The sequence below is a fragment of the Pseudomonas sp. LBUM1649 genome (assembly GCF_059716155.1).
Genome location: NZ_CP166807.1, coordinates 5,312,501 through 5,329,948, shown reverse-complemented (window position 1 = coordinate 5,329,948; position 17,448 = coordinate 5,312,501). Strand labels below are relative to the sequence as shown.

Annotated in this window: 14 protein-coding genes, 3 tRNA genes, 1 pseudogene and 1 riboswitch; of the genes and pseudogenes, 15 read left to right on the top strand and 3 right to left on the bottom strand. The window is 59.5% G+C overall.

The window, feature by feature from the left end; all coding sequences use genetic code 11:
* Positions 1-21 precede the first annotated feature (21 nt).
* The 7 genes from ACA058_RS24635 to astE all read left to right on the top strand — a co-directional run bounded on the left by ACA058_RS24635 (position 22) and on the right by astE (position 7,887).
* Positions 22-1,242, top strand: a complete 1,221-nt coding sequence (locus ACA058_RS24635; protein WP_497636291.1) for an aspartate aminotransferase family protein — start codon at positions 22-24, stop codon at positions 1,240-1,242.
* 200 nt (positions 1,243-1,442) lie between these two features.
* On the top strand, positions 1,443-2,462 hold the full coding sequence (gene aruF, locus ACA058_RS24630) for an arginine/ornithine succinyltransferase subunit alpha (protein ID WP_497636290.1): 1,020 nt from the start codon (positions 1,443-1,445) through the stop codon (positions 2,460-2,462).
* Between the two features lie 73 nt (positions 2,463-2,535).
* Positions 2,536-3,561, top strand: coding sequence for an arginine N-succinyltransferase (astA, locus tag ACA058_RS24625; RefSeq protein WP_497636289.1), 1,026 nt, complete (start codon positions 2,536-2,538; stop codon positions 3,559-3,561).
* Complete coding sequence (astD, locus tag ACA058_RS24620) at positions 3,558-5,027, top strand: succinylglutamate-semialdehyde dehydrogenase (protein ID WP_497639995.1); 1,470 nt, start codon at positions 3,558-3,560, stop codon at positions 5,025-5,027. The genes astA and astD overlap by 4 nt, the downstream gene beginning before the upstream one ends.
* 138 nt (positions 5,028-5,165) lie before the next feature.
* Positions 5,166-6,512: an N-succinylarginine dihydrolase gene (gene astB / locus ACA058_RS24615; RefSeq protein ID WP_497636288.1), complete on the top strand. Its 1,347-nt coding sequence runs from the start codon at positions 5,166-5,168 to the stop codon at positions 6,510-6,512.
* Positions 6,513-6,573: 61 nt separating this feature from the next.
* Positions 6,574-6,864 (top strand): topoisomerase II, encoded by a 291-nt coding sequence (locus tag ACA058_RS24610; RefSeq protein ID WP_497636287.1) that lies wholly within the window; start codon positions 6,574-6,576, stop codon positions 6,862-6,864.
* Between the two features lie 12 nt (positions 6,865-6,876).
* Entirely contained in the window at positions 6,877-7,887 is a 1,011-nt protein-coding gene (gene astE / locus ACA058_RS24605) for a succinylglutamate desuccinylase (protein WP_497636286.1), read from the top strand.
* A 49-nt stretch (positions 7,888-7,936) separates the two neighbouring features.
* Here astE and ACA058_RS24600 read toward each other — a convergent pair whose 3' ends face one another.
* Positions 7,937-8,446 carry a 6,7-dimethyl-8-ribityllumazine synthase gene (locus tag ACA058_RS24600; protein ID WP_116261900.1) on the bottom strand — a complete coding sequence of 170 codons (510 nt, stop codon included), beginning with the start codon at positions 8,444-8,446 and terminating at the stop codon, positions 7,937-7,939.
* A gap of 114 nt (positions 8,447-8,560) precedes the next feature.
* Positions 8,561-8,732, bottom strand: a riboswitch (FMN riboswitch).
* Positions 8,733-8,928: 196 nt separating this feature from the next.
* Here ACA058_RS24600 and ltaE point away from each other — a divergent pair.
* The 7 genes from ltaE (at position 8,929) to ACA058_RS24565 (ending at position 14,896) form a co-directional block, all read left to right on the top strand.
* Entirely contained in the window at positions 8,929-9,933 is a 1,005-nt protein-coding gene (ltaE, locus tag ACA058_RS24595; protein WP_497636285.1) for a low-specificity L-threonine aldolase, read from the top strand.
* A gap of 146 nt (positions 9,934-10,079) precedes the next feature.
* On the top strand, positions 10,080-12,701 hold the full coding sequence (gene alaS, locus ACA058_RS24590; RefSeq protein WP_497636284.1) for an alanine--tRNA ligase: 2,622 nt from the start codon (positions 10,080-10,082) through the stop codon (positions 12,699-12,701).
* Between the two features lie 91 nt (positions 12,702-12,792).
* The gene (locus tag ACA058_RS24585; protein WP_110755162.1) at positions 12,793-14,034 is read left to right on the top strand and encodes an aspartate kinase; all 1,242 of its coding nucleotides are present in this window, start codon (positions 12,793-12,795) and stop codon (positions 14,032-14,034) included.
* Between the two features lie 188 nt (positions 14,035-14,222).
* Positions 14,223-14,411, top strand: a complete 189-nt coding sequence (gene csrA, locus ACA058_RS24580; protein WP_002554426.1) for a carbon storage regulator CsrA — start codon at positions 14,223-14,225, stop codon at positions 14,409-14,411.
* A gap of 62 nt (positions 14,412-14,473) precedes the next feature.
* Positions 14,474-14,564 (top strand) — tRNA-Ser (locus tag ACA058_RS24575).
* Between the two features lie 107 nt (positions 14,565-14,671).
* Positions 14,672-14,748: transfer RNA gene (locus tag ACA058_RS24570), tRNA-Arg, on the top strand.
* 71 nt (positions 14,749-14,819) lie between these two features.
* Positions 14,820-14,896 (top strand) — tRNA-Arg (locus ACA058_RS24565).
* 19 nt (positions 14,897-14,915) lie between these two features.
* On the opposite strand, the pseudogene ACA058_RS24560 reads toward ACA058_RS24565, so the two are convergent.
* Positions 14,916-15,083, bottom strand: a pseudogene (locus tag ACA058_RS24560) (cell envelope protein SmpA); the annotation flags it as partial.
* 342 nt (positions 15,084-15,425) lie between these two features.
* Between ACA058_RS24560 and mgtE the strand changes: the two are divergent.
* Entirely contained in the window at positions 15,426-16,868 is a 1,443-nt protein-coding gene (gene mgtE / locus ACA058_RS24555; protein ID WP_497636283.1) for a magnesium transporter, read from the top strand.
* 101 nt (positions 16,869-16,969) lie between these two features.
* On the opposite strand, the gene ACA058_RS24550 is transcribed toward mgtE, so the two are convergent.
* The gene (locus ACA058_RS24550; protein WP_003178899.1) at positions 16,970-17,296 is read right to left on the bottom strand and encodes an Arc family DNA-binding protein; all 327 of its coding nucleotides are present in this window, start codon (positions 17,294-17,296) and stop codon (positions 16,970-16,972) included.
* Positions 17,297-17,448: the final 152 nt, after the last annotated feature.

Genomic DNA, 17,448 nt, shown 5'->3' with positions numbered 1-17,448 from the left:
GTTCCTCTTCAGGAGACTCCGATGTCCGTTGAGCACGCTGCGGTAGAACGCGCCGATTTCGACCAGGTAATGGTTCCCAACTACGCGCCAGCCGCCTTCATTCCTGTGCGTGGCGCCGGTTCCCGCGTTTGGGACCAGTCCGGTCGCGAGCTGATCGACTTCGCCGGCGGCATCGCCGTCAACGTATTGGGCCACGCGCATCCGGCGCTGGTCGGTGCCTTGACCGAGCAGGCCAACAAGCTGTGGCACGTGTCCAACGTGTTCACCAATGAGCCGGCCCTGCGCCTGGCCCATAAGCTGGTCGATGCCACCTTTGCCGAGCGTGCCTTCTTCTGCAACTCTGGCGCCGAAGCCAACGAAGCGGCCTTCAAGCTGGCCCGTCGTGTCGGTTTCGACCGCTTCGGCAGCGAGAAGTACGAGATCATCGCCGCGCTCAACAGCTTCCACGGCCGTACCCTGTTCACCGTCAACGTCGGTGGCCAATCGAAGTACTCCGACGGCTTCGGTCCGAAGATCACCGGTATCACCCATGTGCCGTACAACGATCTGGCCGCGCTGAAAGCCGCCATTTCCGACAAGACCTGCGCTGTGGTGCTGGAGCCGATCCAGGGCGAGAGCGGGGTGATTCCGGCGGAACTCGAATACCTGCAAGGTGCCCGCGAACTCTGCACCGCACACAACGCGCTGCTGATCTTCGACGAAGTGCAAACCGGCATGGGCCGCACCGGCCATCTGTTCGCCTACCAGCATTACGGCGTGACTCCGGACATCCTGACCAGCGCCAAGAGCCTGGGCGGCGGTTTCCCGATCGCGGCAATGCTGACCACCGAAGACCTGGCCAAGCACCTGGTCGTCGGCACCCACGGCACCACCTACGGCGGCAACCCGTTGGCGTGCGCTGTCGCGGAAGCGGTGATCGATGTGATCAACACCCCTGAAGTGCTGGCTGGCGTGAATGCCAAGCACGACAAGTTCAAGGCGCGCCTTGAGCAGATCGGCGAGAAGTACGGCCTGTTCACCAAGGTTCGTGGTATGGGCCTGTTGATCGGTTGCGTACTGAGCGATGCCTGGAAAGGCAAGGCCAAGGACATCTTCAACGCCGCCGAGCGTGAAGGCCTGATGGTGCTGCAAGCCGGCCCGGATGTGGTGCGTTTCGCGCCAAGCCTGGTGGTCGAAGACGCGGACATCGACGAAGGTCTGGACCGCTTCGAACGCGCGGCGGCAAAACTGACGCAAGCCTGATAGACCCTTCGGCGCCTGACCTTTCAGGCGTCGAACCCAATTTTTATGCCGGGCTTGTTCCATTGTGGGAGCGAGCCTGCTCGCGAAGAGGGCGTGTCAGTCGATATCTCTGCTGACTGATACACCGCTTTCGCGAGCAGGCTCGCTCCCACAGTGTCCGGCGTTTTTTCTGTGAATTTAAAAGAGAAAGGAGTGACACCATGCTGGTGATGCGCCCCGCGCAAATGGCTGATCTGGGCGAGGTACAGCGTCTGGCTGCGGACAGCCCGATTGGTGTCACTTCCTTGCCGGATGACGTTGACCGCCTGAGCGACAAGATCGCCGCGAGCGAAGCCTCGTTCGCTGCCGAAGTCAGCTTCAACGGTGAAGAGAGCTATTTCTTCGTGCTCGAAGACACGGCCACCGGCAAGTTGGCAGGCTGTTCGGCGATCGTGGCCTCGGCGGGTTATTCCGAGCCGTTCTACAGTTTCCGTAATGAAACCTTCGTGCACGCCTCCCGTGAGCTGAAGATTCATAACAAGATCCACGTGCTCTCGCAGTGCCACGACCTGACGGGCAACAGCTTGCTGACCAGTTTCTACGTGCAGCGCGAGCTGGTGGGTTCGCCTTGGGCCGAGCTCAATTCCCGTGGCCGCTTGCTGTTCGTCGCCAGCCACCCGGAGCGCTTCGCCGATTCGGTGGTGACCGAGATCGTCGGCTACAGCGATGAAAATGGCGACTCGCCGTTCTGGGATGCCATCGGTCGCAACTTCTTCGACCTCAACTACGCAGAAGCCGAGCGTCTGTGTGGCCTGAAGAGCCGGACCTTCCTCGCCGAACTGATGCCGCACTACCCGATCTACGTGCCGCTGCTGCCGGACTCCGCTCAGGAAGCGATGGGCCAGGTGCACCCTCGGGCGCAGATCACCTTCGACATCCTGATGCGCGAAGGCTTCGAAACCGATCACTACATCGACATCTTCGACGGCGGCCCGACCCTGCATGCCCGTGTCTCGGGGATCCGTTCGATCGCCCAGAGCCGCGTGGTGCCGGTGAAGATCGGTGAGCCGGTCAAAGGTGCCGGTCGTCAGTACCTGGTGTCCAACGCCCAGTTGCAGGATTACCGCGCAATCATGCTCGAGCTCGATTACGCGCCGGGCAAGCCCGTGACCCTGGATCTGGAAGCGGCCGAAGCCCTGGGCGTCGGTGAAGGTGCGAGCGTGCGCCTGGTGGCGGTTTAACGCCTGCTTCAAAAAATGCCTGAAAAGCAGCGAGTTTCACGGGTGGCGCAAGCGGCCCGATTGAGGAGATAGCATGATCGTTCGTCCCGTACGCAGCAGCGATTTACCCGCTCTGATCGACCTGGCCCGCAGCACGGGCACCGGCCTGACCACCTTGCCGGCCAACGAAGAGCGTCTGGCCCACCGGGTCGGCTGGGCCGAAAAGACCTTCCGCGGCGAAGCCGGGCGGGGCGATGCGGACTACCTGTTCGTGCTCGAAGACGACAACGGTCGTGTGGTGGGCATTTCCGCCATCGCTGGTGCCGTCGGCCTGCGTGAGCCCTGGTACAACTTCCGGGTCGGCCTGACCGTCAGCGCTTCGCAAGAGCTGAACATCTATCGCGAAATCCCGACGCTGTTCCTGGCCAACGACCTGACCGGCAATTCCGAGCTGTGCTCGCTGTTCCTGCATGCCGATTACCGCAGTGGCCTCAACGGCCGCATGCTGTCCAAGGCGCGGATGCTGTTCATCGCCGAGTTCCCGCAACTGTTCGGCAACAAGATCATTGCCGAGATGCGCGGTGTTTCCGACGAAGCCGGGCGTTCACCGTTCTGGGAAAGCCTGGGCCGGCACTTCTTCAAGATGGAATTCAGTCAGGCTGACTACCTGACCGGCGTGGGCAACAAAGCCTTCATTGCTGAGCTGATGCCGAAGTTTCCGCTGTACACCTGCTTCCTGTCGCCCGATGCGCGCAACGTGATTGGCCAGGTGCACCCGGACACCGAGCCTGCATTGTCGATGCTCAAGAGCGAAGGCTTCAGCTATCAAGGCTACGTCGACATCTTCGACGCCGGTCCGGCCATCGAGTGCGAAACCGGCAAGATCCGCGCAGTGCGCGACAGCCAGGCGCTGGTGCTGGCCATCGGCACGCCGGGTGACGACGCCACGCCGTTCATCATTCACAACCGCAAGCGCGATGACTGCCGCATCACTGCCGCTCCGGCACGTCTCGCCGCCGGCACGCTGGTGGTCGATCCACTGACCGCCAAACGTCTTCAACTCAACGCTGGCGATCAAGTGCGCGCCGTGGCGTTGTCCGCTGCTCGGGAGTCGAAATAATGAAGTCGCTATACATTGCAGGTGAATGGCTGGCCGGTCAGGGCGAAGCCTTTGAATCGCTGAACCCGGTGACCCAGCAAGTGCTGTGGTCCGGAACCGGTGCTACCACTGATCAGGTCGAATCGGCCGTGCAGGCTGCGCGCCAGGCGTTTGCCGGTTGGGCCCGTCGGACCCTGCAAGAGCGTATTTCGGTGCTGGAAGCCTTTGCTGCAGCCCTGAAAAATCACGCGGACGAACTGGCGCATGCCATCGGTGAGGAAACCGGCAAGCCCCTGTGGGAAGCAACCACCGAAGTCACCAGCATGGTCAACAAGATTGCGATCTCGGTACAGAGCTATCGCGAGCGCACTGGCGAGAAGAGCGGCCCGCTGGGCGACGCCACCGCGGTGCTGCGCCACAAGCCGCACGGCGTGGTGGCGGTGTTCGGCCCTTACAACTTCCCGGGTCACTTGCCCAACGGGCATATCGTGCCGGCGCTGCTGGCCGGTAACACTGTGCTGTTCAAGCCGAGTGAACTGACGCCGAAAGTCGCCGAGCTGACGGTCAAGTGCTGGATCGAAGCCGGTTTGCCGGCGGGCGTGCTGAACCTGCTGCAGGGCGCTCGCGAAACCGGTATCGCCCTGGCGGCGAACCCGGGCATCGACGGCCTGTTCTTCACCGGTTCCAGCCGCACTGGCAATCACCTGCACAATCAATTCGCCGGTCGTCCGGACAAGATTCTTGCGCTGGAGATGGGCGGTAACAATCCGTTGGTGGTGGATCAGGTCGCCGATCTCGATGCCGCTGTCTACACCATCATCCAGTCGGCGTTCATCTCTGCCGGCCAGCGCTGCACCTGTGCCCGCCGCTTGCTGGTGCCGCAAGGCGCCTGGGGCGACACATTGCTGGCGCGTCTGGTGGCGGTCTGCTCGTCGATTGAAGTCGGCGCGTTCGATCAGCAACCGGCGCCATTCATGGGCTCGGTGATTTCCCTCGGCGCGGCGAAAGCGTTGATGGATGCCCAGGAGCATTTACTGGCCAACGGCGCCGTGGCGCTGCTGGAAATGACTCAGCCTCAAGCCCGGGCCGCCTTACTGACCCCAGGGATTCTCGACGTCACGGCAGTAGCTGGACGCCCGGACGAAGAGCTGTTCGGTCCGTTGCTGCAAGTGATCCGCTACGCTGATTTTGAAGCGGCGATCGCTGAAGCCAACGACACCGAATATGGTCTGGCGGCCGGCCTGTTGTCGGATTCCGAAGCGCGTTACCAGCAGTTCTGGCTGGAAAGCCGTGCCGGTATCGTCAACTGGAACAAACAACTGACCGGTGCAGCGAGCAGCGCGCCATTCGGTGGCGTCGGCGCCTCGGGCAACCACCGCGCCAGCGCCTACTACGCGGCGGATTATTGCGCGTACCCGGTGGCCTCGCTGGAAACCCCGAGCCTGGTGTTGCCCGCAGCTTTGACGCCCGGCGTCAAGATGGCGTGACGGCCATTCGCGAGCAGGCTCGCTCCCACAGGGAAATGCATTCCAATGTGGGAGCGAGCCTGCTCGCGAAGGCCGCGACTCGGTCTAAAAGATTTGTTACTTGAAGCCATAACAACAGATTCTCGTGGAGCCTCGCTGATGAAATCCTATGAAGTCAATTTTGACGGTCTAGTGGGGCCGACCCATAACTACGGCGGCCTGTCCTACGGCAACGTCGCGTCCCAGAGCAACAGCCAGCAGTCTTCGAACCCGAAGGAAGCGGCGCTGCAAGGCCTGGCGAAGATGAAGGCGCTGATGGACATGGGCTTTCAACAAGGCGTGCTGGCGCCACAGGAACGCCCAGACGTGGCGGCACTGCGTCGCCTGGGTTTCAGCGGCACCGACGCTCAAGTCATCGAGCGCGCCGCCAAAGAAGCGATGCCATTGCTGGTCGCCAGCTGCTCGGCATCGAGCATGTGGGTGGCCAACGCCGCCACCGTCAGCCCGAGCGCCGACACCGCGGATGGCCGCGTGCATTTCACCGCCGCCAACCTCAACTGCAAGTACCACCGCAGCATCGAACATCCGACCACCAGCCGCGTGCTGGGCGCCATGTTCGCCGACCAGCAGCACTTCGCCCACCATGCCGCGTTGCCGGCCGTGGCGCAGTTCGGTGACGAAGGCGCGGCCAACCACACGCGTTTCTGCCGTGAATACGGCGAAGCCGGTGTCGAATTCTTCGTGTTCGGTCGCAGTGCCTTCGACACCCGCTACCCGGCACCGCAGAAATACCCGGCGCGCCAGACCCTCGAAGCGTCCCAGGCGGTCGCTCGCCTGCACGGTTTGAGCGATGACGGCGTGGTCTACGCCCAGCAGAACCCGTCGGTGATCGATCAGGGCGTGTTCCACAATGACGTGATCGCGGTCGGTAATGGTGAAGTATTGTTCTATCACGAGGACGCTTTCCTCGAGCCCGAGAAGATGCTCGCCGAATTGCAGAGCAAACTCGCCAAGGTCGGTGGGAAATTTCAATCAGTGTGCGTTCCGCGTTCCGCGGTAACCGTCGAAGACGCAGTTCGGTCCTACCTGTTCAATAGCCAACTGCTGTCGCGTCCTGACGGCTCCATGCTGTTGATCGTGCCGGAAGAATGCCGTGGCAACGAGCGCGTATGGCAATACCTGCAGGGTTTGACCAGCTCCGGCGGCCTGATCCGCGAAGTGAAAGTCTTCGATCTCAAGCAGAGCATGCAGAACGGCGGTGGCCCTGCTTGCCTGAGGTTGCGTGTCGCACTTAACGAAACCGAGCTGGCGGCCGTCAACCCAGGGGTTATCATGACGGCACCGTTGTACGGCACTCTGACCGAATGGGTCGAGAAGCACTACCGCGACCGCATGACCGAAAACGATCTAGCGGACCCGCAATTGCTGCTTGAGTGCCGGACGGCACTGGATGAACTGACGCAAATCCTTAAACTGGGCGCGGTTTATCCATTCCAGATCAATTGATCGACGGCGCGTTGTTGTGCACGACAGCGCGCCGCTTCATCTCAACCGAGAGCGTAAAGACATGAGCGATACCCTGCAGCTGATCCTTGAAGACACCGACGGCACGCAACTGGAAACGTCCTGCACCCGCGTCGCGGTCATGTGGCAAGGCAAAGAGCTGTGGATCCAACACGATGGCCGCGGTCAGTTGCTGATCGGCGTAGACGTCGAAGAAGGCGACGCCGAGTACGCCAACCTGCTGCTGCGCCCATTGGCGACTAATCTGGTAAGTCTGCAGCTGGAAATGGAACCGGCGGAAATCGGTGACGACGAGGACCATGTACACGGCCCGGATTGCAATCACGACCATTAAGGAAACCGCTCTATGCTCGCCCTCGGCAAACTGCTTGAACTGACCCTCGCCGGCCGCGAACCGGCGGAGAAGACTCAACTGACTGTCGAAGGCGTGCGCATGCGCTGGTTGAGCGAAGGTGCGCTGGAAGTCCGGCCACCCGAAGCGCGCGACAATGGCCTGGATCTGCTGCTGTCTGCGGGGATCCACGGCAACGAAACAGCACCGATCGAATTACTTGATCGGCTGCTGCATGACATCGCTCGCGGCGATCTGAAGCCGCGCGCACGTATTCTGTTCCTGTTCGGCAACCCCGACGCCATTCGCCGTGGCGAGCGTTTCGTCGAGCAGGACGTCAATCGGCTGTTCAATGGTCGTCACGAGCAGAGCAGTGGCTGCGAAGCCCTGCGGGCTTGTGAGCTGGAGCGACTGGCCGCCAGTTTCTTCAGCCTGCCGGATCGCCAGCGTCTGCACTACGACCTGCACACCGCGATTCGCGGCTCGAAAATCGAGCAGTTCGCTTTATACCCCTGGAAAGAAGGGCGCCTGCATTCGCGCCAGGAACTGGCTCGACTGCGCGCCGCGGGCATGGAGGCAGTGCTGTTGCAGAACAAGCCGTCCATCGTCTTCAGTTCCTATACCTATGACAAACTCGGTGCCGAGTCCTTCACGCTCGAACTGGGCAAGGCGCGGCCGTTCGGGCAGAACGACGGGGTGAACGTCTCCTTGCTGGAAAACCGTCTCCAACAGATCATCGAAGGCACCGAGCCCGAATTGACTGAAGAGGCGCTGGACGGTTTGCAGCTGTTCAGTGTGGCACGGGAAATCATCAAGCACAGCGACAGCTTCCGCCTGAACCTGCCAGTGGACATCGAGAACTTTTCGGAACTGGAAGTGGGTTACCTGCTGGCGGAAGACATCGCCAATACCCGCTGGATCATCGAGGAGGAGGGCGCCCGGATCATCTTCCCGAACCCCAAGGTGAAGAACGGCCTGCGTGCCGGCATCCTGGTCGTGCCGACCACCGACGAAAACCTCGCCTGACTTCGCGTACTGATCGTTCCCACGCAGAGCGTGGGAACGATCATCCAACTCAGACGGCTACGGCACGCGGTTCAGTGCGACGCAGGCTGCGGATCTTCAGCAACGTATCCGCACATGTCTTCGCCGCTTCCTGACCCTTATGCACGAAATGCTCGAAGAAGAACTTCTGATGTTCTTCACCGGCATGGAAGTGGTGCGGGGTCAGCGACACCGAGAACACTGGCACTTCGGTTTCCAGTTGCACCTGCATCAAGCCGCTGACCACCGACTGGGCGACGAATTCATGACGGTAAATCCCGCCATCCACCACCAGGGCTGCCGCGACAATGCCGGCATAACGACCGGTCTTGGCCAGCAACTTGGCGTGCAGGGGCATTTCAAATGCGCCGCCGACTTCAAAGAAATCGATATCCGACTCCTGATAACCCTGGGCAATCATTTCGGCGACGAAGCCTTTACGGCTTTGGTCGACAATGTCCTTGTGCCAGCAGGCCTGGATGAACGCAACGCGCTCGCCCTGATGGTGTTTGCTTTTGCTGTCGATTGCGGTGGGTTGCATGTTCTGACTCCTGTTTGTGTGAAAAACAGGGCTTATGAATCGAAGGGGATTTAAGGGTACGCAGGCACAAGTGCCTGCGGACGGCGCTTTGGTATAGAGCCTGGGCGGCGCCAATCCCGTTCTCTCTTCATCCGGACTATGACCGTCGGCCCCGGGATCACACCGGGTCTGCTGACCTTGTTGCCATACACAGCAAAGGCCGTGTCTGTCACCAAGCGCTCGCGGGCTATGCGTGTTGCACGCAATTACCGCCGGTGGGGAGTTGCACCCCGCCCTGAGAACGTTTTGCCGCCAGATTGTCTGGCGGCGCAGAGTTTTTAACACATATTTCTCGTCTATGCATTGCTGCTAACTGATGATTGCTATCGACTTTTTCGTCGGCTCAAGAAGCCGTTTACTCCCCAAGGGTTGAATATTCGTTGGCATGACCGCAGTACTTGCTGTCTGAAAGGGATTTCCCCCTGCTAACCGAGGCCAGATTCATGAGCGTTATCGATCTTCGCAGCGACACCGTCACCCAACCCACTCCTGGCATGCTCGACGCGATGGCTACCGCCGCCACCGGTGACGACGTTTATGGCGAAGATCCGACGGTCAATCGACTGGAAGCCGAGCTGGCAAATCGGTTGGGTTTTGCTGCCGCACTGTTTGTCCCGACGGGCACCATGAGCAACCTGCTGGGCTTGATGGCCCATTGCGAACGCGGTGACGAATACATCGTCGGCCAGCAGGCTCACACCTATAAGTACGAAGGAGGCGGGGCGGCGGTGCTCGGCTCGATCCAGCCGCAGCCACTGGAAGTGCAGGCCGATGGCTCGCTGGACCTTTCGCAGGTTGCTGCGGCGATCAAGCCGGACGACTTCCACTTTGCCCGCACCCGTTTGCTGGCGCTGGAAAACACCATGCAGGGCAAGGTCCTGCCCTTGGATTACCTGGCCCGGGCCCGCAGCTTTACCCGCGAACACGGGTTGCTACTGCATCTGGACGGTGCGCGGCTGTACCACGCGGCGGTGAAGCTGGCTGTCGATGCCCGGGAAATCACCCGGCATTTCGATTCCGTCTCGGTGTGCCTTTCCAAAGGCCTGGGCGCACCGGTTGGTTCCGTGCTGTGTGGCTCGGTTGAATTGATTGCCAAGGCACGGCGCCTGCGCAAGATGGTTGGCGGCGGCATGCGCCAGGCCGGGATCCTGGCGGCGGCAGGCCTGTACGCGCTGGAGCATAACGTTCAACGCCTGGCCGACGACCACGCCAATGCCCAATTGCTCGCCGAAGGCCTGCGTGCAGCAGGTTTTGAGGTCGAGCCGGTGCAGACCAACATGGTTTACGTCGCAATGGGCGACAAGGCCGAAGCACTCAAGTCTTTCGCCGCCGAGCGCGGGATCAAGCTCAGTGCTGCCGCTCGTCTGCGCATGGTCACGCACATGGACGTCAGCCCTGCACAAATCGAGCAGGTCGTCGCCACATTCGTCGACTTTTCCAGTAAGTGATAGCGTTAGCGCTCCAATTGACCGTTTCTATCGTATAAACACGCTGTACCCCGCGCGCAGGGCCGATATAATGCGGCCCTTTGCCGTCGCTTCGTCTGTTGACGTTTCGAACAGGCCTTTGGCCGCAGCCTCCGTGGAAGAACCTAATGAAAAGCGCAGAAATCCGTGAAGCCTTCCTTCGCTTCTTCGAAGAGCAAGGCCACACCCGTGTAGCCTCCAGCTCTTTGATTCCGGGCAACGACCCAACCCTGCTGTTCACCAACGCGGGGATGAACCAGTTCAAGGACTGCTTCCTGGGCCAGGAAAAGCGCGCGTACACCCGCGCCGTCAGCAGCCAGAAATGCGTGCGCGCTGGCGGCAAGCACAACGACCTGGAAAACGTCGGTTATACCGCTCGTCACCACACCTTCTTCGAAATGCTGGGTAACTTCAGCTTCGGTGACTACTTCAAGCGTGACGCCATCACCTACGCCTGGAACTTCCTGACCTCCGACAAGTGGCTGAATCTGCCAAAGGAAAAGCTCTGGGTCACCGTCTACGCCAGCGATGACGAGGCGTACGACATCTGGACCAAGGAAATCGGCGTGCCGGCCGAGCGCATGGTTCGCATCGGCGACAACAAGGGCGCGCCGTACGCTTCCGACAACTTCTGGACCATGGGCGATACCGGCCCGTGCGGCCCTTGCACCGAGATTTTCTACGATCACGGCGCCGACATCTGGGGCGGCCCACCGGGCTCGCCGGAAGAAGACGGCGACCGCTACATCGAAATCTGGAACAACGTGTTCATGCAGTTCAACCGCACCGCCGACGGCGTGTTGCACCCGCTGCCAGCGCCGTCGGTCGATACCGGCATGGGCCTGGAGCGAATCAGTGCCGTGCTGCAGCACGTTCACTCGAACTATGAAATCGACCTGTTCCAGAGCCTGCTCCGCGCTTCGGCCAAGGCCATCGGTTGCACCAACGACGCTCAGGCTTCCCTTAAAGTCGTGGCTGACCACATTCGTTCCTGCGGTTTCCTGATCGCTGATGGCGTGCTGCCATCCAACGAAGGCCGCGGTTATGTACTGCGCCGCATCATTCGTCGCGCTTGCCGTCACGGCAACAAACTGGGCGCCAAGGGCAGCTTCTTCTACCAGATCGTCGCGGCCCTGGTCGCCGAGATGGGCGAAGCCTTCCCGGAACTGAAATCCCAGCAGTCGCACATCGAGCGCGTGCTCAAAGCCGAGGAAGAGCAATTCGCCAAGACCCTGGAGCAGGGCCTGAAAATCCTCGAGCAGGATCTGGCCGAGCTCAAAGGCGAAGTGGTACCGGGCGACGTAGTGTTCAAACTCTACGACACCTACGGTTTTCCAATGGACCTGACAGGCGACATCGCTCGCGAGCGCAGCCTGACCATCGACGAAGCAGGTTTCGAGCGCGAGATGGAAGCCCAGCGCGTCCGTGCACGTTCGGCCAGTTCCTTCGGCATGGACTACAACAGCCTGGTCAAGGTTGATGTGGACACCGAGTTCACCGGTTACACCGCTCACAGCGGTTCGGCAAAAATCGTTGCTATCTATAAAGACGGGCAATCGGTCGACGCGTTGAGCGAAGGCGAAGAGGGCGTGGTCGTTCTGAACCAGACGCCCTTCTATGCCGAATCCGGTGGTCAGATCGGTGATTGCGGCTTCCTCCAGGCTGGCGCTGCGCGTTTCGACGTGCGCGACACCACCAAGACCGGCGGTGCGTTCCTGCACCACGGTGTGCTGGACTCGGGCAGCCTGATCGTTGGTTCGCCAGTTCAGGCGCAGGTGGATGCCGACGTACGTCACGCCACGTCGCTGAACCACTCGGCGACTCACTTGCTGCACGCCGCGTTGCGTCAGGTGCTGGGTGATCACGTTCAGCAAAAAGGCTCGTTGGTCGACAGTCAGCGCCTGCGCTTCGACTTCAGCCACTTCGAAGCCATCAAGCCTGAGCAGTTGAAGGCACTGGAAGAAATCGTTAACGCCGAGATTCGCAAGAACTCCGAAGTTGAAACCGAAGAAACCGACATCGAAACCGCCAAGCAAAAAGGCGCCATGGCGCTGTTCGGCGAGAAGTACGGCGACAACGTGCGCGTACTGAGCATGGGCGATTTTTCCGTCGAGCTGTGCGGCGGTATCCACGCCAACCGTACCGGCGACATCGGCCTGCTGAAAATCATCAGCGAAGGCGGTGTGGCTTCGGGTGTGCGTCGTATCGAAGCGGTGACAGGCGCTGCAGCACTGGCTTACCTGAACGCTGCGGAAGAACAACTCAAGGAAGCGGCCAACCTGGTCAAGGGTAGTCGCGACAACCTGATCGACAAGCTGTCAGCTGTGCTGGAGCGCAACCGTCTGCTGGAGAAGCAACTCGAGCAGTTGCAAGCCAAGGCCGCCAGCGCGGCGGGTGACGATCTGTCGGCGCAAGCCTTGGACGTCAAGGGCGTGAAAGTGCTGGCCGTGCGTCTGGACGGGCAGGATGGCAAGGCGCTGCTGGCGCTGGTCGATCAACTGAAAAACAAACTCGGCCGCGCAGTGATCCTGCTCGGCAGTGTCCATGAGGAAAAGGTCGTTCTGGTTGCAGGCGTAACCAAAGACCTGACTGGCCAACTCAAAGCCGGTGATTTGATGAAGCAGGCCGCTGCGGCAGTGGGCGGGAAGGGCGGTGGTCGTCCAGACATGGCGCAAGGCGGCGGTACTGACGCTGGCGCCCTGGATGCGGCACTGGCGCTGACCGTTCCATTTGTAGAGCAGGGTTTATAAGGCAGTGCCTGCGGCCCGCAGTCTAGTGGCGGGCCGCAACGCTGTTTGAGTGATTATTTGGGCGCCCTACATGGGCAGAGGCGGCTTTGAAATGGCTTTGATCGTACAGAAATTTGGAGGCACCTCGGTCGGCACCGTCGAGAGAATCGAGCAGGTCGCCGACAAGGTTAAGAAATTCCGCGATGCCGGCGATGACCTGGTGGTTGTGCTGTCTGCAATGAGCGGCGAAACCAACCGTCTGATCGATCTGGCCAAGCAAATCAGTGGCGGCGATCAACCGGTTCCTCGCGAGCTGGATGTGATCGTCTCCACCGGTGAGCAGGTGACGATTGCCCTGTTGGCCATGGCGCTGATCAAGCGCGGTGTGCCGGCAGTGTCCTACACCGGCAACCAGGTACGGATCCTGACGGATAGCGCACACAACAAAGCGCGTATCCTGCAGATTGACGACCAGAAGATTCGCGGCGACCTGAAGGCCGGTCGCGTGGTGGTTGTCGCCGGTTTCCAGGGCGTCGACGAGCACGGCAACATCACAACCCTCGGTCGTGGCGGTTCCGACACCACCGGTGTGGCCCTGGCCGCAGCCTTGAAGGCTGACGAATGCCAGATCTACACCGACGTCGATGGCGTCTACACCACTGACCCGCGCGTCGTGTCCGTGGCTCAGCGCCTGGACAAGATTACCTTCGAAGAGATGCTGGAAATGGCCAGCCTCGGTTCCAAGGTGCTGCAGATCCGTGCGGTGGAGTTCGCCGGCAAGTACAACGTCCCGCTGCGCGTATTGCACAGCTTCAAGGAGGGGCCGGGCACCCTCATTACTATTGATGAAGAGGAAACCATGGAACAGCCGATCATTTCCGGTATCGCTTTCAACCGCGATGAAGCCAAGCTGACCATCCGTGGCGTGCCAGACATCCCGGGCGTTGCCTTCAAGATTCTCGGCCCTATCAGCGCCGCGAACATCGAAGTCGACATGATCGTGCAGAACGTTGCGCACGATAACACCACTGACTTCACCTTCACTGTTCACCGCAACGACTACCAGGCGGCGCAAACCGTGCTGGAAAAAACCGCTGGCGAGCTGGGTGCCCGTGAAGTCATCGGTGACACCAAGATCGCCAAGGTGTCGATCGTCGGCGTTGGCATGCGCTCCCACGCGGGCGTCGCCAGCCGCATGTTCGAAGCCCTGGCCAAGGAAACCATCAACATCCAGATGATCTCGACGTCGGAAATCAAAGTCTCCGTGGTGATCGAAGAGAAGTACCTGGAACTGGCTGTGCGCGCCTTGCACACGGCTTTCGAACTGGACGCACCGGTCCGCCAGGGCGAGTGATGCGTTTGCCAAAGGGCGCGGTCTGACCGCGCCCTTTGTTTTTTTGCAAGGCGCGACCCCAAGGCTGTTCTTTTGCTCGCGCTGGTCAATACTCAGGCATGTAGGACTATGACCTTTTTGGTTGTAGGTCGAGTGCCTTTTTTTTGCAGACTGTTGTCCCTGAAAATGTAATGCGTGAGGAGAAAGGTATGCTGATTCTGACTCGTCGGTGTGCAGAAAGCCTGATTATTGGTGATGGCGAAATCACTGTGACCGTGCTCGGCGTCAAAGGAAATCAAGTGCGTATCGGTGTCAACGCCCCGAAAGAGGTTGCGGTCCACCGTGAGGAAATTTACCTGCGTATAAAGAAAGAGAAGGACGAAGAACCAAGCCATTAATTTTTATCGTTTTTTATGTTTGCAAACGGGGAAAAGGTTGGTTAAGATACGCCCCGTGTTGCGGAGAGCTGGCCGAGTGGCCGAAGGCGCTCCCCTGCTAAGGGAGTACACCTCAAAAGGGTGTCGGGGGTTCGAATCCCCCGTTCTCCGCCATTATTTGCGTAGTACGTTGTAATCTGGCTTCTTCGGTAAGTTGTTGAAATTACTAGAAAAAGTGCTTGACATAGAGATTAGACGGCCTATAATGCGCGGCAACAAATGCACTCGTAGCTCAGCTGGATAGAGTACTCGGCTACGAACCGAGCGGTCACAGGTTCGAATCCTGTCGAGTGCACCATTTAAGAGTTGTTTGCAGTAATGTGAATGACTTGGCTCCAACCAGTTGTGATCTGGTATAAAAACACAAATGCACTCGTAGCTCAGCTGGATAGAGTACTCGGCTACGAACCGAGCGGTCACAGGTTCGAATCCTGTCGAGTGCACCATACACCAAAAAGCCCGCGTTTAACGCGGGCTTTTTGCCGTCTGGGATTTGGCTTTTTCCTTCGTGCATCCTCTCTCGTCGAACTCGATGTTGGCGCTGCGACCTCGTTTGGTCTGGTAGCGGGTGCTTGAGTTTCGAATGCTTATCTTGCCCAGAGCGCTTTCGACCTCCTGTTGGCTCAAGCCGGCGGCGGGATGTTCTCGGTGACATTCAGCGTCCTCCATGACGGCTTCCGATCAAGCCTAGCGCCTGCATTTTCCATCGCCAGTGTGTTTTCTTTTCGAGATGAGTCGTCGCACTTTCAAGTGTCAGCGCGCGCTCAAGATTGTTTCGCAAGCGCTTGTTTCAGCCGCGATTTTTTAACGTTTTAAGCCGTCAGTCGGTGTATGATTGCGCCCGTCAGCCCCGCCGGGGCTTTTGGATTACCTCCATGGACTTACCCAGTAGTTACTCAATACCCCGATTTTCCAATCATGAATTGACTGATTGATCCTTCCGGCGCGCCCCGCTGCTGGGAGTGGAGTTCGCCTATGTCTGAAGTTGAAGTAAAGAAAACGCAGGAAAGCTTGCAGGACCGCCTGGCTCAAGTTGTTGAGCTGTTGCAGCGTCAGCGAGTGGTTGAAGACCTGACTCATCGCCAGGAAGGTCCGAATCAGGATCGCGTCGAAAACCTGGTTCACCGGCAAAATCTCGTTGAGCTGCAACGCAAGCTCGATGACCTGCACTCCGCCGACGTCGCCTATATTCTTGAAGCCTTGCCGCTGGATGACCGCCTGACGCTCTGGCAATTGGTCAAGGCCGATCGCGACGGCGACATCCTGCTCGAGGTATCCGATTCGGTTCGTGAAACCCTGATCGCCGACATGGACGATCACGAGCTCCTGGCTGCGGCCAAGGACATGGATGCCGACGAACTGGCTGACCTGGCCTCCGAACTGCCGCGAGATGTCGTCCATGAGCTGATGGAGACCCTCGATGCTCAGCAACGCGAGCGAGTGCGCTCGGCGTTGTCCTATGACGAGGACCAGGTCGGCGCGCTGATGGACTTCGAGATGGTCACCATCCGTGAGGATGTCAGTCTCGAAGTGGTTCTGCGCTACCTGCGACGCCTCAAGGAGCTGCCTGGCCATACCGACAAATTGTTCGTGGTTGACTACGACGGCGTACTCAAGGGTGTGCTGCCGATCAAGCGCTTGTTGGTCAATGATCCGGATAAGCAGGTTTCCGAGGTCATGGCCAGCGATCCGGTGAGTTTCCATCCGGATGAAGAGGCCTACGAGGCTGCTCAGGCGTTTGAGCGTTATGACTTGATTTCGGCGCCCGTTGTCGACAAGAACGGCAAGTTGATCGGCCGTCTGACCATCGATGAAATGGTCGACCTGATTCGTGAGGAGAGCGAAAACGAAGTTCTCAACATGGCGGGTTTGCGTGAAGAAGAAGATATTTTCGCGTCGGTCTGGAAGTCCCTGCGTAACCGCTGGGCTTGGCTGGCAGTGAACCTGATCACCGCATTTGTTGCTTCCCGGGTGATCGGTCTGTTCGAAGGCTCCATTGAGAAGCTGGTGGCACTGGCTGCATTGATGCCGATCGTCGCAGGCATCGGAGGTAACTCCGGCAACCAGACCATCACCATGATCGTTCGGGCCATGGCGCTGGATCAGGTGAGTACGGGTAACACTTCGCGGTTGATGCGCAAGGAGCTGGCGGTCGCCTTGATCAATGGCGTGATTTGGGGCGGGGTGATCGGCGTTGTTGCCTACCTGTTGTATGGTAGCTGGTCGCTCGGTGTGGTGATGACCGCTGCCATGATCCTCAATCTGTTGCTTGCGGCATTGATGGGGGTCTTGATCCCGATGACGCTGGCGCGACTCGGACGAGATCCTGCCATGGGTGCCAGTGTGATGATTACCGCCATGACCGATAGTGGTGGCTTCTTTATCTTCCTTGGGCTGGCAACGATTTTCCTGCTCTGAGGTGCTTGTTTTAAAGCCCGCCCTACAGCGGGCTTTTTTACGGCCGGATTTCAGGCAAAAAAAAGCCAGCGATCAGGCTGGCTTGAACTTGCGGGGATGAATCAGGAGGCGTCAGCAGCCATTTCGGCGTCATGGGCGATCAGTGAAACAAGAGCATTTTGCTGGCGGTGAGAGAGTTGGCGGAAGCGCTGCAGCAGTTCGCGCTCGTGCAATGACAGCTCCGGGCTGTCCAGGCGCATGCTCAGCTCTTCGCCCAGAGCGCCTTCCTGGATGAGACTCTGCTCCAGGCGCGCAATGATTTCGGAGTTCATGCTGCGGTGATGATTGCGAGCCACCTCGGCAATGCGTTCACGCATTCCGTCTGGCAGACGTACGACGAACTTGTCAGCCGTACGGCTGGAATAAATTGCCTGTTTCAATGGGCGCATATATTTAACCGGTTAGTTCAGGGGAGCGGTTCTCGGGATTGGCCGCGGGATGTCTGATAGGACAAGAGCTCTGGCCAAATGTTCAACCTGAATTGATAGAGGCTCGCATCATGCCTCAAATTCGCCAGATCATTGGCGTCAATTCTGTGACA